At 66.9% G+C, this 21,995-nt stretch carries 21 protein-coding genes, 1 tRNA gene and 1 riboswitch; of the genes, 7 read left to right on the forward strand and 15 right to left on the reverse strand.

Features of this window, described 5'->3' with window-relative positions; translation table 11 throughout:
• Positions 1–22: 22 nt before the first annotated feature.
• Positions 23–113: transfer RNA gene (locus tag AL3_RS09720), tRNA-Ser, on the reverse strand.
• 72 nt (positions 114–185) lie between these two features.
• Positions 186–2,312, reverse strand: coding sequence for a prolyl oligopeptidase family serine peptidase (locus AL3_RS09725; RefSeq protein WP_066299964.1), 2,127 nt, complete (start codon positions 2,310–2,312; stop codon positions 186–188).
• Positions 2,313–2,524: 212 nt separating this feature from the next.
• Here AL3_RS09725 and AL3_RS09730 point away from each other — a divergent pair, with 212 nt between their 5' ends.
• The gene (locus AL3_RS09730; protein ID WP_066299967.1) at positions 2,525–3,163 is read left to right on the forward strand and encodes a trimeric intracellular cation channel family protein; all 639 of its coding nucleotides are present in this window, start codon (positions 2,525–2,527) and stop codon (positions 3,161–3,163) included.
• Positions 3,164–3,208: 45 nt separating this feature from the next.
• On the opposite strand, the gene AL3_RS09735 is transcribed toward AL3_RS09730, so the two are convergent.
• The 3 genes from AL3_RS09735 to AL3_RS09745 form a co-directional block, all read right to left on the reverse strand.
• Positions 3,209–3,871, reverse strand: coding sequence for a dihydrofolate reductase family protein (locus AL3_RS09735; protein ID WP_161599352.1), 663 nt, complete (start codon positions 3,869–3,871; stop codon positions 3,209–3,211).
• A 164-nt stretch (positions 3,872–4,035) separates the two neighbouring features.
• Complete coding sequence (locus AL3_RS09740) at positions 4,036–5,652, reverse strand: amidohydrolase (protein WP_066299971.1); 1,617 nt, start codon at positions 5,650–5,652, stop codon at positions 4,036–4,038.
• Between the two features lie 37 nt (positions 5,653–5,689).
• A complete protein-coding gene (locus tag AL3_RS09745) occupies positions 5,690–7,150 on the reverse strand; it encodes a purine-cytosine permease family protein (RefSeq protein WP_066299974.1) in 1,461 nt (486 codons plus the stop codon).
• 110 nt (positions 7,151–7,260) lie between these two features.
• On the opposite strand from AL3_RS09745, the gene AL3_RS09750 reads away from it, so the two are divergent.
• The 5 genes from AL3_RS09750 to AL3_RS09770 all read left to right on the forward strand — a co-directional run bounded on the left by AL3_RS09750 (position 7,261) and on the right by AL3_RS09770 (position 10,247).
• The gene (locus AL3_RS09750) at positions 7,261–7,893 is read left to right on the forward strand and encodes a TetR/AcrR family transcriptional regulator (protein WP_066299977.1); all 633 of its coding nucleotides are present in this window, start codon (positions 7,261–7,263) and stop codon (positions 7,891–7,893) included.
• Positions 7,894–8,001: 108 nt separating this feature from the next.
• Positions 8,002–8,331 (forward strand): PadR family transcriptional regulator, encoded by a 330-nt coding sequence (locus AL3_RS09755; protein WP_066299980.1) that lies wholly within the window; start codon positions 8,002–8,004, stop codon positions 8,329–8,331.
• A 2-nt stretch (positions 8,332–8,333) separates the two neighbouring features.
• Positions 8,334–8,717 carry a DUF1048 domain-containing protein gene (locus AL3_RS09760; RefSeq protein WP_066299985.1) on the forward strand — a complete coding sequence of 128 codons (384 nt, stop codon included), beginning with the start codon at positions 8,334–8,336 and terminating at the stop codon, positions 8,715–8,717.
• Complete coding sequence (locus AL3_RS09765) at positions 8,710–9,486, forward strand: ABC transporter ATP-binding protein (protein WP_083521659.1); 777 nt, start codon at positions 8,710–8,712, stop codon at positions 9,484–9,486. The genes AL3_RS09760 and AL3_RS09765 overlap by 8 nt, the downstream gene beginning before the upstream one ends.
• Positions 9,483–10,247 (forward strand): ABC transporter permease, encoded by a 765-nt coding sequence (locus tag AL3_RS09770; protein WP_066299990.1) that lies wholly within the window; start codon positions 9,483–9,485, stop codon positions 10,245–10,247. The genes AL3_RS09765 and AL3_RS09770 overlap by 4 nt, the downstream gene beginning before the upstream one ends.
• Positions 10,248–10,439: 192 nt before the next feature.
• On the opposite strand, the gene AL3_RS09775 is transcribed toward AL3_RS09770, so the two are convergent.
• Entirely contained in the window at positions 10,440–11,102 is a 663-nt protein-coding gene (locus AL3_RS09775; RefSeq protein WP_066300241.1) for a hypothetical protein, read from the reverse strand.
• Positions 11,103–11,120: 18 nt separating this feature from the next.
• Positions 11,121–11,894, reverse strand: a complete 774-nt coding sequence (locus tag AL3_RS09780; RefSeq protein WP_066299992.1) for an SDR family NAD(P)-dependent oxidoreductase — start codon at positions 11,892–11,894, stop codon at positions 11,121–11,123.
• Positions 11,895–12,039: 145 nt separating this feature from the next.
• On the opposite strand from AL3_RS09780, the gene AL3_RS09785 reads away from it, so the two are divergent.
• Complete coding sequence (locus AL3_RS09785; protein ID WP_161599351.1) at positions 12,040–12,924, forward strand: LysR family transcriptional regulator; 885 nt, start codon at positions 12,040–12,042, stop codon at positions 12,922–12,924.
• A gap of 48 nt (positions 12,925–12,972) precedes the next feature.
• Here AL3_RS09785 and AL3_RS09790 read toward each other — a convergent pair whose 3' ends face one another.
• The 8 genes from AL3_RS09790 to kdpC all read right to left on the reverse strand — a co-directional run bounded on the left by AL3_RS09790 (position 12,973) and on the right by kdpC (position 21,935).
• Positions 12,973–13,482 carry a hypothetical protein gene (locus AL3_RS09790; RefSeq protein ID WP_151724005.1) on the reverse strand — a complete coding sequence of 170 codons (510 nt, stop codon included), beginning with the start codon at positions 13,480–13,482 and terminating at the stop codon, positions 12,973–12,975.
• Between the two features lie 65 nt (positions 13,483–13,547).
• Positions 13,548–15,152 (reverse strand): bifunctional hydroxymethylpyrimidine kinase/phosphomethylpyrimidine kinase, encoded by a 1,605-nt coding sequence (locus AL3_RS09795; RefSeq protein WP_066299999.1) that lies wholly within the window; start codon positions 15,150–15,152, stop codon positions 13,548–13,550.
• Positions 15,149–15,871, reverse strand: coding sequence for a thiamine phosphate synthase (gene thiE / locus AL3_RS09800; RefSeq protein WP_083521635.1), 723 nt, complete (start codon positions 15,869–15,871; stop codon positions 15,149–15,151). Before thiE ends, AL3_RS09795 begins: the two co-directional genes overlap by 4 nt.
• Positions 15,868–16,692 (reverse strand): hydroxyethylthiazole kinase, encoded by an 825-nt coding sequence (thiM, locus tag AL3_RS09805; RefSeq protein ID WP_066300001.1) that lies wholly within the window; start codon positions 16,690–16,692, stop codon positions 15,868–15,870. Before thiM ends, thiE begins: the two co-directional genes overlap by 4 nt.
• A riboswitch (TPP riboswitch) is annotated at positions 16,683–16,772 on the reverse strand. (Overlaps the previous gene by 10 nt.)
• Positions 16,773–17,567: 795 nt before the next feature.
• The gene (locus tag AL3_RS09810; RefSeq protein WP_066300004.1) at positions 17,568–18,062 is read right to left on the reverse strand and encodes a MarR family winged helix-turn-helix transcriptional regulator; all 495 of its coding nucleotides are present in this window, start codon (positions 18,060–18,062) and stop codon (positions 17,568–17,570) included.
• A gap of 85 nt (positions 18,063–18,147) precedes the next feature.
• Positions 18,148–18,822 (reverse strand): response regulator, encoded by a 675-nt coding sequence (locus AL3_RS18795; RefSeq protein ID WP_066300007.1) that lies wholly within the window; start codon positions 18,820–18,822, stop codon positions 18,148–18,150.
• Positions 18,819–21,329, reverse strand: coding sequence for a DUF4118 domain-containing protein (locus AL3_RS18800; RefSeq protein WP_066300017.1), 2,511 nt, complete (start codon positions 21,327–21,329; stop codon positions 18,819–18,821). Before AL3_RS18800 ends, AL3_RS18795 begins: the two co-directional genes overlap by 4 nt.
• 3 nt (positions 21,330–21,332) lie before the next feature.
• Complete coding sequence (gene kdpC, locus AL3_RS09825; protein ID WP_066300019.1) at positions 21,333–21,935, reverse strand: potassium-transporting ATPase subunit KdpC; 603 nt, start codon at positions 21,933–21,935, stop codon at positions 21,333–21,335.
• Positions 21,936–21,995: the final 60 nt, after the last annotated feature.

The following is a 21,995-nucleotide window of genomic DNA, read 5'->3' on the forward strand; positions in this document are numbered from 1 at the left end:
CCAAAGGCCGGGGTGTTTCCGTTGGCGGAGACGGGGGGATTTGAACCCCCGGTGGGCTTTAGGCCCACACTTCATTAGCAGTGAAGCCCATTCGGCCGCTCTGGCACGTCTCCAGTTACCCTGGCGATTTCACTCTGCCAGCCTGTCAAGACTACCCACAACGGGGGGCTTTCGGCAAAACAGGTTCAGGACAACCGGCCGGTGAGCGCTTCCCAGAGGAACTCATAGGACATGGCGTGCATCCGCGCGGACTGCCGGTTGTCCGCAGCCCCTGCATGCCCGCCTTCCAGCGCCTCGTGGAACCAGACCCGGTCCACCCCGAGTGCCTGCATCCGGGCCGCCATCTTCCGGGCCTGGACAGGGCCAACCCGGTCATCGCTGGTAGCCGTCCAAATCAGTGACGGCGGGTACTGAACGTCCTCGCGCAGCAGGTGGTACGGGGAAAACGTCTTGATGAACTCCCATTGCTCCGGATCGTCCGGGTCGCCGTATTCGGCAATCCAGGAATGGCCGGCGGAGAGCTTGGTGTAGCGGCGCATGTCCAGCAGCGGTACTCCGCAGGACACCGCTCCGAAAAGCTCCGGGTAGAGGGTAAGCATGTTGCCCACCAGCAGGCCGCCGTTGCTGCGGCCGGTGCAGCCCAGATGGTCGCGGGAAGTTACTCCGCGGGCAGTGAGGTCCCGGGCGACGGCGGCAAAATCCTCGTAGGCCCGGTGCCGGTTCTGCTGCAGGGCGGCGCGGTGCCAGTCGGGGCCGTATTCTCCGCCGCCGCGGATGTTCGCCAGGACGTAGACGCCGCGCCGGAGCGTCCCGCCGTCGTCGGTGTAGCTGCGCTCCAGCCAGCCGCGCCCGACCACGCCGCTGTAGGCGGGGGTGAGGGCCTGTTCGAACCCGCCGTAACCGGACAGCACAGTGGGGTTGCCGCCGTCGAGCGCCATTCCCTGGTGCGCCACCTGGAAGTACGGGACCCGGGTGCCGTCGGCGGAGACGGCGAAGTGCTGCTCCACCGTGCAGTCGGAGGAATCAAAGAACGACGGCGAGGACTTCACCGCCGCGGCGGTCCCCTCGTCCGTTCCCGGGGCGGCGCCAAGCGTGCCGCGGGAGAGCGTGGACGGTGTGGTGAAACCGGTGCTGATCAGCCAGTAGTCGTTGCCTGCGGTCTCGTCCTCGTCGTCGACCGCGTACGCATCCACTGTGTGCAGCGGCGGGCAGGCATCCAGTGCGGTGGCCTGCCAGCCCGCGGCGGGCTCCAAAACCTGGATTTCGGAGGAGACGTCCCGCAGCAGGTTCAGCAGCAGATAGTCCCGCGTCCAGCTCCAGGACTGCAGGGAGACGGTGGGTTCCGGAGTGAAGAGGGTGTGAAGGCTGCGTTCCCCGGCGAGAAATTCCTCCAGGTCCGCTGCCAGCAGCGATCCTGCCTTGTGCAGCGTTTCGCCGACCAGCCAGTCGGTGCGCGGGCGCATCAGCAGCCACTGGCGGTGCAGGTCAACAGTGACGTCCAGCGGCACCTCGACGCGCTGCCAAGCATCATCGCGGCGCAGGTAGGTGATGCTGTCGTAGAAGTCGATGATGTCCAGCGCCACGTCCCGTTCAAACCCGGGCGTCTGGTCATGGTGGACGTAGCCCATCATGTGGTCCTGCGGAACGTCGAAGTACAGTTCGGCGTCGGCGGGGTCCTGGCCGCGGTGCACGGTCCGCACCATCCGGGGATAGGAGGAGGCGGTCATGCTGCCGGGCCCAAAATCGGTGGCCACGTACAGGGCATCCGGAGCTGCCCAGGACACCTGCGTTTTGGCCACGGGCAGGTCGAAACCACCCGGGACGAAGGCGCGGTCGACGACGTCGTACTCGCGATAGCGGGCGGCGTCACCGCCGTCGGGGGAGAGGATCACCAGCGCGCGGCGGTAGGACACTCCGTCCTCCGGCCGCAGGAACCGGGCTCCGCCCCAGACCCATTCGGTGTCTTCCGCAGCGCTCAGGGCATCCAGGTCCAGCAGGGTTTCCCACTGCGTCTCCGCGGCGGCGTAGCTGTCCCAGGTGGAGCGGCGCCACAGGCCTTTCGGATGCTCGGCGTCCCGCCAGAAGTTGTAGTACCAGTCGCCGCGCTTGACCACCATGGGAATCCGGTCGGTGGAGTCCAGGACTTCCAGCAGCCGTTCCTCGGTGCGTTCAAAGTCCGTGGCGGAGAGCAGCGCCTCCGTCTTGGAATTCTGCTCCCGTACCCAGTCCAGCTGCCTGTCGCCGTAGATGTCCTCCAGCCAGAGGAATTCATCTGCTGTGTCCTGCGGGGTTTCTGCGCTCGCGGATGTCATGTAGCCCATCCTAGGGGCGGATCGGGACAGTCCTGCCGGGAGAGCCGCTGTCCGGGCTGCCGCTCCCGGCAGCTTGGGAGGGAATCCGGCAGAAATACGGTGCCCTTCCGCTTGTCCCGGTACGCCTGGACCCACGGTGCTGACCATTCATGGGCTAAATTGGGGCACGCCCTGAGGGGGCACAGTCCCAGCAGGGGCGCGGGAGGGGCATCATGGCACAGTTGATCGTCGATCTGGCAGGCACGTTCTTTTTTGCCGTTTCCGGGTCGCTGCTGGCCGCCCGGCGGAATTTCGACGTCGTGGGGTCGCTGCTGCTGGGATCCCTGGCCGGGCTGGGCGGCGGTGTGCTGCGGGACGTGATTATCGGCAGGGGTGTTCCGCAGGCATTTGCCGATCCGGTGTATCTGCTGCCCCCGGTACTGGCAGTCCTGCTGGTCTATGTTCATCCGCTGGGCGTGCTGCGTTTCCGCAGGACGCTCCTGACCTTTGACGCAGCCGGGCTGGCCCTGTTCTGCGTCTCGGGTACGATCACCGCCCTGGATTCCGGGATGCACCCGGCGACTTCTGCCGTACTCGGCGCCATGACTGCCGTGGGCGGCGGCCTGCTGCGCGACGTCGTCGCAAACGAAATCCCGCAGCTGTTCAATCCCCGCGGCGTATACGCGGTTCCGGCCATGTTCGGTGCCGGCCTGGTATCCCTGCTTTCCGTCGCGGACATCTACAACCCATTCATCGGGCTGGGGGTGATGCTTCTGGTTTTCTCGCTGCGGATGCTGTCGCTGCGCTACGGCTGGCGGATTCCCCTGGCGAAGGGCCGCGCAACGGATCTGGAGGGTCCCGCTGGTGCCTAAACCGGTGGGTACGGCCCCCTTGGCCCCGGGCACCGGCGTCGAGGGCTAGAAGACCAGGTCGCGGGCGGCGGCACCTGGCTCCCGCGGAGCAGAAGGCCGGTAGCGCGCGTGCAGGGTGCCGCGCCAGTGCCGGACGTTGTGCAGCTGCAGCAGGAGGGACCGTTCCGGAAAGGCACGCAGGCCCTCTCCGAGCATGATCGGAGCGATGAAGAGGTCCAGCTCGTCGACTTCCCCGGCTTCCAGCAGGGCGTGGACAACGCTCACCGAACCCCAGATGAGGAACTTTCCACCCTGGCTGCGGCGTTCCCGGACGTAGCTGACGGCATCCGGAACCACGGCGGCCTCCGGGTAGGCGCCCCACGGGGCTGAGGAGAGGGACCGGGAAGCAACTGTTTTCCGGGCCGTATTCAGCGCGCCGGCAATCGGCTCGTCCGCCGTGGGCCAGTAGGCGGCAAAAAGCTCATAGGTAGTCCGGCCCATCAGGATTTCATCGACGTGCGGCAGGAGCCGCATGTTCCAGTCCTGGCCGGCTGCGCTGGTTTCCGGAGCCACGGCGGCGAAGAGGTCGGATTCGCCGCGGGGCCCGGCCGCAAACCCATCGAGCGAGATCCATTCCTGCACGATCACCTGGACTCCTGGCTCCGGCACGGCCGGTGCTGTCTTATCCGGTTCTTTGTCGGGGATGGTCTCCGGCGCGTCATCTGTCATGCCCGCCATTGTCCCCGCGCAGCGCGGTGACGGCCAGAGCCAGCAGCCCGCCGATGGCTCCAATGGCCGCACCGGTCATTAGACTGCCCGGCACGGCTGCCAAGCGCAGGGCCGGCCCGGCTGGGCGGCCGGCCCGCTGTCACAGCCGGCCGCCTGCGTGGAGGCTACTCGCCGGCTTCGTACACGCAGCGTCCGCCGACGACGGTGCGCACGATCCGGGCGTCCAGGAGCGCAGCCGGGTCATCTGCCGCGAGGACGTCGGTATCCAGAACGATGAAGTCTGCGTAGAGGCCGGCGGCGAGCCGGCCGATTTCCTGCTCGGCGCCGGCCGTCCAGGCGGAATCGCGGGTGGCATGCTCGATCGACTCGGCCAGTGGCAGCGCGAATTCCGGAACGTTGGTGCCAGCTGATGCGTCCAGCGCTGAGGCGCGGGTTGCAGCGACGTACATGTTCGGCAGCGGGGTGTGCGGCGAGGTTGGGGAATCGGTGCCGAACGCGAGGCAGCCCCCGGCATCCGTGATCCAGGGCCACGGGAACCCGCGGTCCACGCGCTCGTCGTCGAGCTTGGCGCGCCAGTTGCTGCCAATCGCGGGATCGGCGTGCACCGGCTGCATGCTGGCAGTGATGCCCAGTGCGGCGAGGCGGTCGACGTCGGCCCGGTCCACGAGCTCCAGGTGCTCGATCCGGTGCCGCCGGCTGCGGGGACCGTTCTGCGCCACCGCCTGCTCAACCGCGGCGATCGCAATCCGTACGGACTCATCCCCGATGGCATGCATCGCCACCTTCAGTCCGGCGGCATCTGCGGCCGCGACCACCGGCGCGAGCTCTGCCAGGCTCCAGATGGGCTCTGCATTCGATCCGTCGGCGTAGGGGGTGCCGAGCACAGCCGTGCAGCCGTCAATGGTGCCGTCGATGATGACCTTGACGCCAACCACCCGCAGGAACGGTGACTGGTGTTCGGCGGCCAGGGCGGCCGCCCGTTCGACCTGCGCCAGGTTCTGTTCGAGGGATCCGGTGTTGTTCAGCCGCCAGTAGGCAATGAGCCTGCTGGTCAGCGTTCCGTCCTCCGCCGCCCGTGTGAAGGCCTGCAGGTCAGTCTCGTTGAACCCCATATCGCAGGCGGTGGTCACTCCCGACTCCCGGTAGGCCTGCTGGACAGCTGCGATGCTCGCGGCGTGTTCGTTCTCGCTGACCTGGGCATCGAGGAACGGAAGCACGATGTTGTAGAACGCGTTCTCGTCGAGGTAGCCGGTGGCGTGCCCGTCGGCACCGCGTCGGATGGTGCCTCCCAGCGGGTTCTCCGTCTCATCGGTGATCCCCAGTTCCGCCAGTGCTGCGGAGTTCACCCACACCGAGTGAAAGTCGTAGGCGATGGCGTACACCGGTACGCCGGGGAGGGCGGCGTCGATCATCCCGGCGTCCGGCACGCCGCCGGGAATCGCGCCGTGCAGCCAGCCGGTGGCCAGCACCCGGGCGGAACCGGGGCGTTCGGCGTCCCAGGCCTTGATGCGCTGCTGGATTTCCTCCACGGATCCCGCGCCCCAGAGGCTGACCTGGCCCAGGGCTTCGCCGGTGCCGACCACGTGGGCATGGCCGTCAACGAAGCCGGGAAGCAGCAGCCTGCCCTGGAGATCAATCGTTTCGGCTGCCGGGGCCAGCCGTTCCGCCGTGACGGTGTCGCCGACGTAGAGGATCCGTTCGTCCTGGACCACCAGGGCCTCGGCCCACCGCCGGGTATCGGCGGTGAAGATGCGGGCGTTGGTGTAGAGCTGCGTAGTCACGCGGTAACTTCCTTTGGTTTGGAACAGGCAGGGGTGGTTAGGCCGGGACGTCTTCGGCGGTGCGGACCGGCGGGCTCAGCGGGGCCGGGGCCAGACGCGACCAGAGGACGTACACGCCCGAGGTGACGGCGAGGGCGACCGGAACCGACAGGTCGATGTTGCCCATGGCCGCGGAGAGAGGGCCAACATAGAGGCTGGTGTTGAGGAACAGGGAAGCTGCGCCGGCGCCGAGTACCGCAGCCAGGAGCCCGGGAATGTTCCAGCCGCCGGTGTACCAGAAGGCCCCGCCCGGACGTTCTTGGAAGAGGTCCGCGCCGTTGTAGCGGTTGCGGCGGAGGATCACATCCGTGGCGAAGATTGCCATGGTGGGTGCGGAGATGAGGATCAGCAGCTGCAGCAGCAGGTTGACCGCCTCAAGGAGGCTGGTCGACGTCACCAGGTAGACGGTCAGCGCGGCACCGATCACGCCCACCACCACCGCTGAGGGGATGCGCCGGATCGGGATACCGATGGATTGGAATGCCATGCTGGCGGTGTAGGTGGTCATTCCGTTGAGCGAGATCGTATTAATGATGACGCCGGCCACGAAGATCGGCCCGAGCCATGCGGGGAGGAGTGCCAAGAGCGCTGCTTCGATGCCGAGTTCCATGGCCGCTGCGCCGATTCCGGTGGCGAGCAGGGCACCTACAGCGGTGAAGAAGATGCCGGGCAGTGCACCGCCGAGAGCCGTGGCCGCGATGATGTGTGAGGGTTTGGTGGACCGCGGCAGGTACCGTGCCATGTCCGGGCTGTTGGAGAAGGAAAGGGGGCCTGACGCCAGAATGGCAAATCCGATGGTTACCGCGGACCACAGCGGCAGACCCTGCAGGGACTCCGCCGGCGCATAGTTCCAGTTCACGTGGGGCAGGATGAACGCCGTAACCAGCAGGAAGATCACCAGCAGCACCGAGGCCACGACGGGGTAGATGCGCAGAATCAGGCCGTGGCCGTAGACGGCCACCAGGACGGTGATTGCCGCAACGACGACCGTGATGAGTACCGGGCCGAGCACGGGATCGGTGAAACCGGTTCCGGCCAGCAGCTCGGCGCCCATGAACGACGCCGCGAGCCAGTTGAGTGCCAGGAAGACGGCGGAGATGAACCAGCCGTAGAAGGCGACAATGACCTTGTTGCCGCGTATTCCATAGATGGCCCGGGTAATCACAGACCCGGAGGTTCCGGCTGCCGGGCCGCTGATGGCCACGAGGCCGGTCAGGATCCAGAGCAGGTTGGCCGCGATGATCACAGCGAACACCTGCCACAGCTCCAGTCCGAGCAGGATCAGGGAGGCCCCGATGGTAAAGCTCAGGACGCTGACGCTCGGTGCCGCCCAGACCGAGAAGAGGTCGCGGGCACGTCCGTGCCGTTCGGAGTCCTCGACCAGTTCGATGCCGCGCTTTTCGGGCTGGGTCAGTGTTTCAGGGATGCTGACGGTGTCAGTGACACGGGGCTCGGGCAACGCTGTTCCTCTCGGGACGGTTCGGCACAAACGCTGGGAGACGAACCCGGTTGTCTGTTGGTCGAGCGACCAACAGTGATATTGGTCACTAATCCAATAGACTGCGGGGCATGATGTCAAGCCCTGCCCCGCGGGTCCGGAAACATCCGGAAGAACGCCGGGCTGAAATCGTTTCCGAGGCGGCTTCCATAGCGCTCGCCGAAGGGCTGGAGCGGGTCACGCTGCGCGCCGTTGCCGACGCTCTGGGGGTCCGCCCCGGGCTCATCAGCCACTACTTTCCAGCTGCGGAGGACCTGGTGGCTGCGGCTTTCGTTCGTGCCGTTTCGGATGAACGGGAGGATCTTTTTCCGGATCTGGAGGATCCCATCGAGCGAATGGCCTGCTTGATCTCGCGGATAGAGGGGGCACCTGAACTGACGCAGCTGTGGCTCAACGCCCGGCATCTCTGCCGCTTCAGCCCGGCCCTGCGGGAGGCTCTGCGGCACCAGGAACAGTTGGGCCACCTCCGGCTTACCTCGCTGATTGAGGAGGGCACTGCCCGGGGTGCCTTCAAAGCGGGCGAGCCTGGCGCTGCTGGAACGCGGATCCTGGTTGCCATTGACGGCGCCGGCACCTACATCAACTATGTTGGCGCCGCGGAAAGCGAAATGCTGACATCTTTCGTCACGGAAGTCGCTGAGTGGACACTGGGTCTGCCGCCCGGCGAATTGCGGGTCGCCGTGGAGCGGTACCGGAGCGGCTGAGCCAGAGGCCAGTCCTGTTCGTTTTTTTGATCGAAGGCGCTTGTTTCCGAGGTACTCAGCGTTACTATGTACTGGTAGTCAACGATACTAGGTAGCAAGGGGTGTCCGATGGGCAAGCAGGCGACAGAGATGCTCAAGGGCGTCCTGGAAGGCATCGTCCTCGCGATCCTCTCCGGACGGTCAGCCCACGGCTATGAGATCACTGGGTGGCTGCGGGACCAGGGGTTCACCGACATTGCCGAAGGAACCATCTACGCGCTGCTCATCAGGATCGAACAGCGCGGCCTCGTCGACGTCGAAAAGGTTCCGTCCGAAAAGGGCCCGCCGCGGAAGGTGTATTCCCTGAATGCGGCGGGGAAGGACTATCTCAGCGAGTTCTGGAGGACCTGGAGCTTCCTCTCAGAACGTCTGGAACAGCTCCATAAGGGAGAAAAGTGACCATGTTGATTGAAAAGATAGTTGGCGACTTCGGCGACAAGCGCCGGTGGCGGGAGTACAAGGCGCGGGTCAAGGCGCTTCCGGCTCCCTACCGCACGTCCGTTGAGGCAATCGAGCGTTACCTGACCTACTTCGGTGCCATCACCAACGGCAGCACCATGATGACGATGGTTGAGGACCTGGCCGATCTGTTCGAACGCGCGGCCGTTGACGGAACCTCCATCCGGTCCGTGGTTGGAGAGGATCCGGTGGAATTCGCAGAGACCTTCCTTCGGAATTACTCGGACGGCCAGTGGATTAACAAGGAGCGCCAGCGCCTGATCCAGGCAATCGACGGCGCCGAGGAAGAGGACGGCGGTGAGAACCGTGACCGCCCGCCTGAGTGACCGGCCGGCGATCCGGGTGGCCGGGCTCGAAAAGTCCTTCAAGCAGCTGGGCGTGCTGCGGGGCGTGAACTTCGACGTCGCACCCGGGAGCATCTTCGCCCTCCTTGGCTCCAACGGAGCGGGTAAAACGACGGTGGTGCGGATACTGGCGACACTGCTGAAGGCGGATGCCGGAAGTGCAGTGGTCAATGGTTTCGACGTCGCCGCCGATGCGGCGGAGGTGCGGGAATCGATCAGCCTTACCGGACAGTTCGCCGCCGTCGACGAGGTACTCAGCGGCCGGGAAAACCTGATCCTGGTGGCGCAGCTGCGGCGCGTCCCAAAGCCTGGTGTGATGGCGGACGAACTTCTGAAGCGGTTTGCGCTGGCCGATGCCGGCGGGCGGAAAGCCGGGACCTACTCCGGCGGGATGCGCCGCCGCCTGGACATTGCGATGAGCCTCATCGGCAATCCGTCCGTCATCTTCCTCGACGAACCCACGACCGGCCTGGACCCGCAGGGGCGCCTCGAAGTGTGGGAAACGGTGCGGAAGCTGGCCGCCCAGGGCGCCACGGTACTGCTCACCACACAGGACCTGGACGAGGCCGAGCAGCTCGCTGACCGCATCGCCGTCCTCCATCAGGGCCGGATCATCGCCAACGGAACGCTCGCCGAACTCAAGCAGCTCATTCCACCGTCGACGGTCGAGTACGTGGAGAAACAGCCGACCCTCGAGGAAGTCTTCCTCGCCATTGTCGGCAGCGATGAGAACCAGGGGCAAGGACGATGACCGCAACCCATTTCTACGGCAACACCACTGTGCTCACCCGGCGTTCGCTGCGGCATATCCTGCGCAGCCCGGACACCATCATCACCACGGCCATCATGCCGATCGCCATCATGGTGATGTTTGTGTACGTGCTCGGCGGAGCGATCAACACCGGTGCCTTTCAGTACATCGACTACATGCTGCCCGGGATCCTGCTGATCACAGTTGCATCGGGCATCGCGTACACAGCCTTCCGGCTCTTTACCGATCTGCAGGGCGGTATCTTCGAACGTTTCCAGTCCATGCCCATCGCCCGGTCCAGCACCCTCTGGGCGCATGTCATGACGTCGCTGGCAGCCAATCTGATCTCGCTGGCCATTGTGGTGGGCGTTGCCCTGCTGATGGGTTTCCGCACGGGAGCAGGCCTGGGGGAGTGGCTTGCGGTTGCCGGAATCCTGTTCCTGTTTACCCTGGCGCTGACCTGGGTTGCCGTGTTCGCAGGCCTGTCGGCAAAAACGGTGGAGGGGGCCAGCGCCTTCTCCTATCCGCTGATTTTCCTGCCGTTCATCAGCTCGGCCTTCGTGCCGACGGAAACAATGCCTGGTCCGGTGCGCTGGTTCGCTGAGAACCAGCCGGTGACCTCGATCGTTAACACGATCCGCGCCCTGTTCGCCCAGCAGCCGGTGGGGACCGGGATCTGGATTGCCCTCGCCTGGTGTGCCGGAATCCTGGTTGTGGCGTACGCGCTTTCGATGGCTGCGTACTGGCGCCGGATCGGCTAGGACACCCAGGCAGCTGCGGGCCTGCGGGCCGCAGGCGGTACAGGAGACGGTGGTTGAGCAGGAAGCCTCCCGGGATACCCCGGCGGCTCCGGACTGATAGGGCACGGCTATGGCACGGCGCGAATCAGGGCCCGGGGGCTTCTCGCAGGTGTGGCCGACCCGGATACCGGGCCGGTCACACCTGCGCTGTGACTATGCAGGAAGCTCGTACTTGTCGATGATCGGTGCCAGCAGTTCAGCGGCACGGACACCGGTGATTACTTCACTGGTTTCAACTTTGGTAACGGATTTCGACTCGGTGTCCTCGTACACGTGTTCGCCGATCATTTTCCCTGTTTCGTCGTAGGGCCAGAAGAAAGCCAAGGTTCTCCGTACAAGGTAGAAGGAGTCAGGGTCGTAGCCGGATTCCCGTGTCTCCGGAGCGCTTTCACCGATTGCCGCGAAGACGTTGTCCCCAAGCATCTTGCCCGGGACGAACTGGCTGAATTCGGCTTCACCGGCGAAACCCCAGTCCGAAACTGCCATTTTCTGCTTGCCGGTCCACATAACGAGCATGTCTATGTCCGCGAGGAGCCGGTAGAAATTCCGTACTTCATCCATGCCGTCAAGAATCGTTGCAGCACCGCCTTCAAATAGCCGGTAATGGGGATGCCTGACGGTCATCTCGGGCTGGAGGAGTTCGTCGTAGCGTCCGGAGACTTCCAAAAGTCCATGCCTGCGGTAATTGATCAGGATTTTCCGGTGCAGGGGGATGGTTGTCGAATCGATGACCTTGTCGATGTCGTCCATCATGTGGACGAATTCGTGCTCATACTGAGTCTTCGGTTCGGCGGCGGTTTGTTCTTCTGTGGTCACGGTCAAGCTCTCCTTCGGTTAGTACTTGCTCAGGTCGGGGTAGCTGCCGACTTCATATCCGCCGTCGACGGCGAGACTGGTGCCGGTGATGTAGCTGGCCGCGTCACTTGCCAGAAAAATTGCAGGAGCGGCGAGTTCTGCGGGAAGGGCGGGCCGTTTGAGGACCGCGTTTTCCCTGAATTCGTTCATGATGCCCTCACTGGCCGTGATGAATCCGGCCATGGGTGTATCCACGAGGCCAGGGAGGACGGTGTTAACCCGGATGCCATGCCTGCCCAATTCCAAAGCGGCGTTTTTTCCGAACATCTCGACACCTGACTTGCCGGCGGCATAGGCGCTTCCCCCGTAAAGCGGAATATGCGCGTTCAAGGAAGAGATATTGACGATGGATCCGCCCGCACCCGCCGCGATCATCGACCGCGCTACTGCGCGGGTGCAGAGAAAGACGCCTTTGAGGACCAGGTCCACGGTGAAGTCCCAGTCCTCTTCACTGAGCTCATGCAGCGGAGCAGCACGCAGGCCTCCTGCCACGTTATATAGGCTGCGGATGTGCCCGCCATGGACCTCGGCGGCTTTCACCGCTCGGTCAACATCGGCGGCATCGGTGACGCTGCCTGCGCAGGGCCGGAATCCCTCACCCAGACGCGATGCTGCCTTTTCCAGGCCTTCGCTGTTTAGATCGAACCCAACGACAGGGGTTCCCTCGGCCACGAGACTCTCGGCAATTGCCAGTCCGATCCCGGATGCGGCTCCGGTCACGAGGGCAGCTCCGTTGCTGCGGGGAGCATTCATAGTGGATCTCCATTTCTCCTGCTGTGTATACGGATACCGGGCTCCCGCCGGGTAGATGCCCAGCTTGACAAGACCCCGAAGGACAGTAAATTGAGATCCAAGTCACACTATTAACCGAATGATTAATATGCTGCGAGGGGGATGCATGACTGGGCATCTCAATCTCGCTCACGTCAGATCATTGGAGATCCTGATCGAGGAGGGCAGCTTCAGCAAGGCCGCGGCCCGGCTCCATGTGACCGCCCCCGCCATGACACAGCAGATTAAGCGGCTCGAGGGCTTTGTGGGCTATGGGCTGGTCGAGCGCGGCCAGCCGGTCCGTTTAACGGTCCGGGGACAGAGATTCATGCTGCACGCAAAGGAAGCTTTGGACGCCTCGGGGCGGGCTTTGGGTTCGCACATCCAAGCGACCCTGCGCATTGGCTTTATTAACGGTTACCCGCGGGGAATGGACGAGGAATTCCTGGTGGAATTACGCCGTTCAAACCCTGAGCTGCTCGTGGATTTTGTTGAGCTTGGCTGGGGAGACCAGACTAAACGCCTGCTAACCGGAGATATTGACGCATCGCTGGGCCGGCCGCCGTTCGATCATGAGGAAGCGATTGAACGTATTACGGTCTACCGGGAACCCCGCGTCGTCGCGGTCCCTGCGGGCTCCAACCTTGCGGTGCGCGGTTCGCTGATACTCGCGGATATCGAAGGCTGCGCCGTCGTCCGTGCGCGGGGTGCGGCCGAGGTGTGGACCAAATACTGGGTCGTGGATCCGCGTCCCAGCGGGGTGCCTGTCAACTACGGCTCCTGGGCGAGGACCATGGAAGAAGCACTCACAGCGGTAGCCATGTCAAACAACATCATGATCACCGCCGAGTCGGTTGCCGAGCGCTACAAGCATCCCGGAGTCACCTACCTTCCCCTTGACGATGCCTCCTACTGCCAGGTCGACCTCTGTACAAGGAAATCGGATCGCCGCGCTGTGGTGCGTGCCCTGCGTTTGTCAGCCGAAGGGGCGGCCAGCTGGCGGGAAAATTGACCGGGTTCGGGCCTGCCGGGACTCCAGTCTTGAACCGACGGACGCCGTCTACCGGGCCACGCTGTACTTGGCACCGAGCTGGTCAGCCAGGTCCTCCAGATCGAGTTTTCGCTCCGGAACCGCGCCAACCGCAACTTCGGAGACATCGGCGACGAACCAGTTGGCGCCCTCCACCAGGTAGACGGACGTGCCTCCGGCGGCACTGCTGGCCGCACCCTGGACAACCTGTTCCATGGGCTCGCCGTCGTCGAACCACATCACCATCACTGTGTTGGTGCACATCTGCGCTTCGCCGGGGGTGTCCCCGGGCGGAATCATGACCGTCGGCGGTTCCGGTGCGCCGGGCGAACAGTCCGCAACACCGTCGACAGCGGCAAAGGTCTCCGCCAGCGAAGGATAAGCGGGAAGCGCGCCCGGACTCCCACCGCTGCTCCCGCGTTCATTCCCACCGTCACCCTCAGCTGCGCTGCCGCAGGCGCTTGCCAGCGGTGCCAAGCTGAGGACCGCGGCCAGGGCCAGCAGCCTCATCGTCCGCGGTCCTGCTGTCTTCGAGCGCATAACCATTTCCCCCTAGAAATGCCGGACGGGCCACGGTTCCGGCAGATCCCAGGAACGGCGGCAGGTTAGGGCAGCATACCTGCCGCGAAGAAGTCGTGTTCCCACTGCACCGAGCCGGTGAACGCCGCTTGTGCGGCCTGCCGTTCGGCGGCGTCCCCGGCCAAAACGGATTCCAGGATCCCAATGGCCTGTTCGGTGGCGGCGGCAAAGCCCGGATCCGCGTAGGTGTCCAGCCATTCGCGGTAGGGGTGGGTGGCATGGTTCAACTCCAGCAGCCGGGCTCCCACATCCGCATAGACCCAGAAACAGGGGAGCACGGCTCCCACCAGGCGGGCGTACTCAACGCTGTCCTCCGCATCCCGGTCCCTGCCGAGCAGATGGTTCAGATACCCGCGTGTGACCGGCCCTGCGGCCGCGAGGTCAGTGCCCGCGGGAGCGGAGAGGACCTGTTCTACGCCGGTGCCGCCCGCAGGCCCAAGCCAGTTCCGGTGCAGATCGAGCTCGGCTTCGAGGGCATTGCGGGCCCCCGCCGCCCAGAAAACCTGCTCCTGGAGCTGGGGTGCCAGCTCGCTTGCCCGGGCCATCGCGCGGGCGTACCCGCGCAGATAAACCGCGTCCTGGGCCAGATAGAAGCCAAAGGACCCGTGATCCAGTGACCCGTCGCCGAGGCCGCGGACGAAGTCCAGTTCATCGATCCGGGTCCGCAGCCCGGCGGTCGCTTCCCAGAGGCCGGCGGTCAAGCTGCCGGCAGGAGCCGGCAGGACGCGTTCGGGCACTGCAACCTGCCCGGGCAACGGGTCCAGCCCGCGCTCCCAGACTCCGTGGAAATGGTTCACCGGGCCGTGGCCGGTGCCGACGTCCAGAAGGTCGGCCGTTTCGAGGGCTTCCTGCAGCCAGGTTTTGGCCACCGTCAGCGTCTGGCCCCAGTTCCCGGTGCGGGCATACAGCGTGGCCATGGCAGCGGAGAGCGAGCAGCCGGTCCCATGGGTGTTTTTTGTGGCAACCCGCCCCGAACTGACTTCAGTGACCGCAAACCCGCCGGCGCCGTCGGGCACCACCAGGGCATCCGGGGCCGCGTCCCCCATCAGGTGGCCGCCCTTGACCAGCACGGCGGTCGAGTAGGCAGCGGCCAACCGGCGTCCCTGGTCCAGCGCCTGGGGCCAGGTCTGCGCCGGGTCCTCCCGCAGCAGCGCCGCAAGCTCGGGCAGGTTGGGGGTCACCAGATCCACCCGGTGCAGCAAGTCCCGCAGGGCATCCTCGGCACCTTCGCTGAGCAGGCGGTCGCCGCTCGTAGCCACCATCACCGGGTCCAGCACCACCGCCGGGGGCCGGGCCTCCGCGAGCCAGCTGCCCACCGTCTGCGTCACCTCGGCGGTGCCCAGCATGCCGATCTTCACGGCGTCGATCACGACGTCGTCACTCACCGCTTCCAGCTGTTCGCGCAGAAAGTCCGGCGGCGGCGTGTGGACGGACCGGACGCCGTGTGTGTTCTGCGCGACCAGCGCCGTCACGGCAGCCATGCCGTACCCGCCGGTGGCGGCAATGGACTTCAGATCGGCCTGGATACCCGCGCCGCCGCTGGGGTCGGTGCCGGCGATGCTCAGCACCCGGGGAATGCTGCGGCCGGCGTCCGCGGGTTTTGCGGTCTCCGCGCTGGGCAGGGGGCTCATGCGTTCCACGCTGCCACCAGCTCCCGGGCACTGCGCAGCGGATCCGTTGCCGTGCAGATGGCCGAAACGACGGCGGCGCCGGAGGCCCCGGCGGCCCGGAGGGCAGGGATGTCCGCCAGTTCAATGCCGCCGATCGCCACGCAGGGGACCGGTGACGCGGCAGCGAAGGCCTGGAAACCGGCAACGCCGAGTGGCTCCGGATGGTCCGGTTTGGTGCTGGTGGGACGGATGACGCCGGCACCGAGATGATCCACGGTCCCCGGCGTGAGTGCCCGTACGGCATCTAGGTGTGCCGCCGTGTTTGCGGTCAGGCCCACGACGGCGTCCGGGCCCACGACGGCCCTGACGGCGGCGGCGGGAAGGTCGCTCTGGCCCACATGTACACCGTGGACCCGGGCACCGGCAGCCCGTGCGGCCAGATAAATGTCCACCCGGTCATCCACCAGCACCAGCGTCTGGTCCCCACCGGCCTGGTCGCTCGCTGCCTGGTCTCTCACTGCCTGCGCGACGGCGAGGACCAGAGCGTAAAAGTCTGCGGCTGAGGCGTGCTTTTCCCGGATCTGCACGGTCCGGATCCCGCCGGCGACGGCGGCGCGCACCGTGTCCACGACGCCGCGGGCACCGCACTGGGCAGTGTCGGTCACCAGGTAGATGCCCGTGTTCAGGGCCAGGTCCCGGGGCCGGAGGACGGGGGAAAGGCTGCCGGCTGCGGGAATCATGCCGCCACCAGCCTTGCGTTGATGCTTTCGCCGGCAAGGTCCGCAAGGGAATCCAGGAACGCCGGGACGAAGCTGCCCGGCCCGGCTGCCTGGGCGGCGGCCAGCTCGGCGGCCAGCGTGTACACGGCGGTGGCCGCGGCCACCGCGGCGAGTCGTCCGCTGATGTCCGCTCCGCCGTCGTCCGCCACTGAGAGGAAGGCCGCGGTGACCGCACCGAGGGCGCAGCCGCCTCCGGTGACCCGGGTGAGCAGCGCGTCTCCGTTGCTGATCCGCAGCGTGGAGGTGCCGTCCGTGACGACATCGGTGGGGCCGGAAACGGCCACGACAGTGCCGTATTTCTGCGCCAGGAGCGTCGCGGCGGGAAGGGCGTCCTCGGCGTTGTCCGTGGCGTCCACCCCGCGTCCGCCCGCCCCCAGCCCGGCCAGGGCCATGATTTCCGAGGCGTTGGCGCGGATGGCGGTGGGGCGCAGTTCCAGCAGATCCGCGGCAAGGGCGGTGCGCACGGGAAGGCTGCCCACGGCAACGGGGTCCAGGACCCAGGGGGTGCCGGCGTCGTTGGCTGCATTGGCGGCCTCCAGCATGGCTGTGCGCTGCTCCGCATGGGGTGTGCCGAGGTTGATCAGCACTCCGGAGGCAATCCGGGCGAACGGCCCGGCTTCCCCGGGAATATCCGTCATCGCGGGGGCGGCGCCAAGAGCCAGCAGCACGTTGGCGGTGAAGTTCGTGACCACGGTGTTGGTCAGGCACTGCACCAGCGGCGGTTCGCTGCGTACGCGGGAAAGCAGGGTGGAAACGGTCAATGGTGTCAGGCCAATAGTCATGGCGACATCCCTTCGCTAGTCCTAACTAGATCAGGTTCGACGGGTCTTATCTCAGCCAAACGGCACCCCGTGTCACTGCCCACGACTCTATGGCGGAACCGGGCGGTTGGCCAACCGGCCCTCCGCCCTGCGGAGACGAAAGCCCGCCGGCAGGCTCAAGGCTGACAGTTGTTCCGGTCCGCTAAGGAGTCAGCCGAGCCTGATTTCCGCTCATCCCAGGGCCAGGGCCAGGGCCAGGCCCAAGGCCAGCGCCAGCGCCAGGCCCAGGGCCAGCGCCACCGGCTTCCAGGCCCGGGGCGGGTGCGGCTTCGATCTGTGCCTGCGTCCCGGAACTTTCCTTGTTCAGCGCCGCCTCATCATTTCCCTCCGTTTTGGGAATCCCTCGACATGTTGTGACTCTGATCCCTCCGTTTTGGGAATTTCCCACGGTTTTGTGACTCTGTTTTCCTCCGCTTTGGGAGAAACCAGCCGTTATGGGATTTCCCTCCGCTGCGCCATGGCAGGGAATTGCCAAATGAGACGATTTAACCCAGAACGGAGGGAACCGGACGGCAGGCAGGGAAAACGGGGAAAGTCGCCTGCAGGGAAGCGCGCGGGAAACCGGAACAGCGTTCCCAGATGCAGGATCCCGCGGGCACGATCCTGGGGGCTGTGCGCCTCCCGGCCGGGCGGATCGGGGGAGTCAGGCCCCGGCGGCGCCTACAGCTCAGCTGCGCCCACAGCCCCCCGCGGCGCCTACAGCTCCGCTGCGCCTACAGCCCCCGCGGCGCATAGCTCCGGCGGTGCCCATAGCTCCGCTGCGCCCACAGCTCCGGCGGCCCCTACAGCCCCCGCGGCGCCCATAGCTCCGGCGGCGCCTATAGCTCCGGCGGCGCCTACAGCTCCGCTGCGCCCATAGCTGCAGGGGACCCCTGCATGAAGGTGGCCAGGCGCCCGATCAGCGCCTGGAACTGGCTGGACTCACGCTCGTCCAGCCCTGCCAGCAGCTCCCGTTCCGTCTGGGCGACCAGCTGCTCGCAGCGGGCCAGGGTCTGGCGTCCAGCGGCTGTGGCGATGACCTTGCGCGCCCGGCGGTCGGAGGGATCGGGGATCCGCTCGACGGCTCCGGCGGACACCAGCGTATCGAGGAGATAGGTCAGCACCGTCCGGTCGATGCCAACCCGGGCGCCCAGGGCCTGCTGGTTCTCCGGAGCATGGTGGATGACGGCGGAGACCACCTGGAAGCCGCGCAGGCCGCCGGGCATATCGGCCAGGACCTCCTCCAGCCGGGACTGATAGCAGCCCGCCGTCACCGCAAGGTTCCAGGCGAGGGTGCCGGGAACGGATTCCGGGCCCAACGTCCCGCTGGTTCCGCTGCTGCCTTTGCTCATGGCCCTCATGATAGCCCCGGCATGTGGGCGCGGAGATATTCTGCGCGCCAAATAGTCTGCCGCGGAACCTACCTGCGTCCGGGGATCAGGGCTGGAACCGGTACCCCATGCCGTGCTCGGTCAGCAGATGGGCGGGTGCGGCGGGATCCGGCTCCAGTTTGCGGCGCAGCTGCGCCATGTACAGGCGCAGGTATCCTGTGTCCGTGGTGCCCGGCCCCCAGACCTCGCCCAGCAGCTGGGCCTGCGTCTGGAGCCGTCCGGGGCGCTGCAGCAGGGCGGCAAGCAGATGCCATTCGGTGGGCGTCAGGCGGATGGCCGCACCGTCGTCGAGCCGTGAAACCCGGCGGGCCGCAAGGTCCACCCGGACGTTCCCGAACAGGACCTCCGGACTGTCCTGCACCGCTGCGGTCCGGCGGCTCAACGCCCGGATCCGGGCCAGCAGCTCCTCGGCGGAGAACGGTTTGGTGACGTAGTCATCGGCGCCCAGGTCCAGTGCCCGAACCTTGTCCGCGGAATCGGACCGGCCGGAGATCACCAGGATGGGCATGGAACTCCAGCCGCGGACCGCCTCGATGACTTCCATGCCGGTGAGGCCGGGCATACCCAGGTCCAGGACCAACAGGTCCGGATGGGCGTCCACGGCCTTGCGGACGGCGGCGGCACCGTCCTGGACCGCCACAACGTCGTACCCGTAGGCCGTGAGGGTGATGCGGAGTGCGCGCAGGATCTGCACATCGTCGTCGGCCAGCAGGATCTTCACTCTGCCACCTGCGCATCCGCGGGCCGGCGGGCATCTGCCGCGGGCAGGGACAGGACCATGGTCAAGCCGCCGCCGGGTGTCTGATCGGTCTCCAGCGTTCCTCCCATGCCTTCCATGAATCCCTTGGCGACCGCGAGGCCCAGGCCCAGCCCGGTCTGGTTGTCGGTGTCGCCGAGCCGCTGGAACGGCACAAACATGTCCTCCCCGCGCCCGGGAGATACTCCCGGACCGTAGTCTATGACGCGGATTTCCACCTGGCCCCCGAACTCGCTGGCGGTCAGCAGCACCTTGGCATCCGGAGGCGAAAACCGCAGGGCATTGGCCAGGACGTTGACCAGGACCCGCTGCAGCAGCACGGCGTCGCCCAGGACCGGCGGCAGTCCGCTGCGGATGTCCAGCTGCACCTCTGCCGGCCCAATGTTCAGTTCCTCCAAGGCCGGCAGCACGGCGTCCGCGGTCTCCAGCGGTGCCAGGGTCACCGCCAGCGCTCCGGCCTGCAGCCGGCTTACATCCAGCAGGCTGGTCACCAAACCGGACAGGGTGGCCAGGGATTCCTCCGCGGTGGCCAGCAGCTCCGCCCGGTCCGCAGCCGACCACTCCACGTCCTGGGCACGCAGCCCGGTCACCGCTGCGGTGGCGGCGGTCAGGGGGCGCCGCAGATCGTGCCCGACGGCGGCCAGCAGGGCGGTGCGCACCCTGTCCGCGGCGGCCAGCGGCTCCATGCCTTCGGCCTTCGCGGACAGCTCCCGGTACTCCAGCGCGGCCTGCAGCTGCGCCGTGACCACCGCGAGCAGCCGCAGGTCTATCCCTTCCAGGACCCGTCCGTGGAGCAGCAGCTCCGCGGTTCCGCCCACCGGCACGCGGGCTGACGGGAGGCCCGACGGCGGCACGGTGCCGGCGCGGGCCAGTTCCGTCTCCCCGGTGCGCAGGGCCACTCCGGTAAGGCTGAAAGCCTCCTGGACCCGGTTGACCAGGGCCTGCACCGCGTCCTCGCCGCGCAGCACGTTGCCGGCGACGGCGGCCAGCAGGTCCGATTCCGAGGCTGCCCGCCGGGCGGCCCGGGACCGCCGCGCGGCGCGGTCCACCACGTAGCTGACCAGCATGGCGTTGGCGGCGTACAGCACCAGGGCGAACAGGTGCAGGGGGTCGGCGACGGTCACCGTGTACAGGGGCCGGATGAAGAAATAGTCCAGGGTCACGCCGGAGAGCAGGGCAGCGAAAAGCGCCGGCCAGAAGCCGCCGGCAAGCGCCACCAGGATGACCAGGAGCTGGTACGCCAGGACGTCGCTGGTAATGGAATCCGGGGTGCTGACCCGCACCAGCAGCCAGGTGAGCAGCGGCCCGCCCGCAAGCGCCAGCGCAAACCCGGCCCACCGGCGTCGGGCGCTGAGCGCCCCGCCCAGCCGCGGCAGCCCGCGGTGCCCGCCGGCGGCGCCGTGGTTGACGATGTGCACGTCGATGTCCCCGGACTGCCGGATGACGGTGGCGCCGATTCCCGGTCCGCCCAGCAGGGCCCGCAGCCGCGGACGCCGGCTCACGCCGATGACCAGCTGGGTGGCGTTGACCGAGCGGGCGAACCCGACCAGGGCCTCCGGGATGTCGGTGCCGACCACCTGGTGAAGCGTGCCGCCCAGCTTCTCCACCAGCGAGCGCTGCACGGCCAGCTCGCCGGGGTGGCTTTCGCGCAGCCCGTCGGGGTTGGTGACATGCACGGCGAGCAGTTCCCCGCCGGCTGACCGCGCCGCGATCCTGGCGCCCCGCCGGAGCAGGGTCTGGCCCTCGGGCCCGCCGGTCAGGGCGACCACCACCCGTTCCCGGGCCTCCCATTTGCTGCGGATGCCCTTCTCGGTGCGGTACCGGTTCAGGGCAGAATCCACCTCGTCCGCGAGCCACAGCAGGGCCAGCTCCCGCAGGGCGGTGAGGTTCCCCATCCGGAAGTAGTTGGACAGGGCAGCGTCCACCCGGGCAGCGGGGTAGATGATGCCCTCGGCCAGCCGGCCGCGCAGCAGTTCCGGGGCAATGTCCACCAGTTCAATCTGATCCGCCGCGCGCAGCACGCTGTCCGGAACGGTTTCCCGCTGCACGGTTCCGGTGATGCCCTCAATCACGTCGTTCAGCGAGTCGATGTGCTGGATGTTCACGGTGGAGAGCACATTGATGCCGGCGGCCAGCAGGGCGTCCACATCCTGCCACCGCTTGGCGTGTTCCAGGCCGGGCGCGTTGGTGTGCGCCAGCTCATCCACCAGGGCATAGTCCGGCCGCCGCGCGAGGACGGCGGCCAGATCCATCTCCTCCAGCGCCAGCCCGCGGTGCTCGAGCCGGCGCCGCGGAACCACGTCCAGGCCCTGCGCGACGGCGGTCGTGGCGGCCCGGCCATGGGTTTCCACCACGGCCACCACCACGTCCAGGCCCTCGCCGCGCAGCCGGTGGCCTTCCTCGAGCATGGTGTAGGTCTTGCCGACGCCCGGAGCGGCGCCCAGGAAGACCCGGAGTTCTCCGCGTGTCATCCGTTAAGTGTCCAGCTCCTGCAGGGCGATATTGAGTTCCAACACGTTTACCACCGGTTCGCCGAGGACTCCCAGCGCCCGTCCGCTGACAAATTCCTCCACGAGCGCCCGGACGGCCGCCGGATCCAGGCTGCGCGCCGCGGCGACCCGGTCCGCCTGGAGGTAGGCGTACTCCGGGCTGATGTGCGGATCCAGTCCGGAGGCGGAGGCAGTCACGGCGTCCGCAGGAACCTCCTCCGGAGCCACGCCCTCGAGCTCGGCCACGGCGTTCCGCCGGCCGGCCATGGCCTCGGCCAGCGCGGCGCTGTTCGGGCCCAGGTTCGTGCCGCCGGAGGCGGCGCCGTCGTACTCCCCGGCCGAGGGGCGGGACTGGAACCACTGCGGCAGCGGCGCACCGGCGTCGTCGGTGAAGGACTGCCCGATCAGCACCGAGCCCGCTTCCGTGCCGCCCGCGGAGACCAGCGAGCCGTTTGCCAGGGAATGCGCGGCGACCTGCGCCGTGCCCGTGGCGATCAGGGGGTAGGCAACGCCCAGGGTGAGGGTGAGGATCAGCAGGGCCCGGGCGGCGGTGCCGAGCTGGCGGGCGGTGGAGCGGAACACGGTCATGGTCTGTCCTTGGTGGTGGTGGTGGTGGTGGTGAGGGAGCGGAACCGGCGGTGGGCGGAA

Source organism: Arthrobacter luteolus NBRC 107841 (assembly GCF_001552075.1).
GTDB classification, from domain to species: Bacteria; Actinomycetota; Actinomycetes; order Actinomycetales; family Micrococcaceae; genus Arthrobacter_B; species Arthrobacter_B luteolus.

Bases quoted from the DNA above. Each gene is read 5' to 3' on its own strand.
- AL3_RS09725 (WP_066299964.1), bottom strand. From the start codon at position 2,312: ATGACATCCGCGAGCGCAGAAACCCCGCAGGACACAGCAGATGAATTC.
- AL3_RS09730 (WP_066299967.1), top strand. From the start codon at position 2,525: ATGGCACAGTTGATCGTCGATCTGGCAGGCACGTTCTTTTTTGCCGTT.
- AL3_RS09735 (WP_161599352.1), bottom strand. From the start codon at position 3,871: ATGACAGATGACGCGCCGGAGACCATCCCCGACAAAGAACCGGATAAG.
- AL3_RS09750 (WP_066299977.1), top strand. From the start codon at position 7,261: ATGATGTCAAGCCCTGCCCCGCGGGTCCGGAAACATCCGGAAGAACGC.
- AL3_RS09755 (WP_066299980.1), top strand. From the start codon at position 8,002: ATGGGCAAGCAGGCGACAGAGATGCTCAAGGGCGTCCTGGAAGGCATC.
- AL3_RS09760 (WP_066299985.1), top strand. From the start codon at position 8,334: ATGTTGATTGAAAAGATAGTTGGCGACTTCGGCGACAAGCGCCGGTGG.
- AL3_RS09770 (WP_066299990.1), top strand. From the start codon at position 9,483: ATGACCGCAACCCATTTCTACGGCAACACCACTGTGCTCACCCGGCGT.
- AL3_RS09780 (WP_066299992.1), bottom strand. From the start codon at position 11,894: ATGAATGCTCCCCGCAGCAACGGAGCTGCCCTCGTGACCGGAGCCGCA.
- AL3_RS09785 (WP_161599351.1), top strand. From the start codon at position 12,040: ATGACTGGGCATCTCAATCTCGCTCACGTCAGATCATTGGAGATCCTG.
- AL3_RS09790 (WP_151724005.1), bottom strand. From the start codon at position 13,482: ATGCGCTCGAAGACAGCAGGACCGCGGACGATGAGGCTGCTGGCCCTG.
- AL3_RS09795 (WP_066299999.1), bottom strand. From the start codon at position 15,152: ATGAGCCCCCTGCCCAGCGCGGAGACCGCAAAACCCGCGGACGCCGGC.
- thiE (WP_083521635.1), bottom strand. From the start codon at position 15,871: ATGATTCCCGCAGCCGGCAGCCTTTCCCCCGTCCTCCGGCCCCGGGAC.
- thiM (WP_066300001.1), bottom strand. From the start codon at position 16,692: ATGACTATTGGCCTGACACCATTGACCGTTTCCACCCTGCTTTCCCGC.
- AL3_RS09810 (WP_066300004.1), bottom strand. From the start codon at position 18,062: ATGAGCAAAGGCAGCAGCGGAACCAGCGGGACGTTGGGCCCGGAATCC.
- AL3_RS18800 (WP_066300017.1), bottom strand. From the start codon at position 21,329: ATGACACGCGGAGAACTCCGGGTCTTCCTGGGCGCCGCTCCGGGCGTC.
- kdpC (WP_066300019.1), bottom strand. From the start codon at position 21,935: ATGACCGTGTTCCGCTCCACCGCCCGCCAGCTCGGCACCGCCGCCCGG.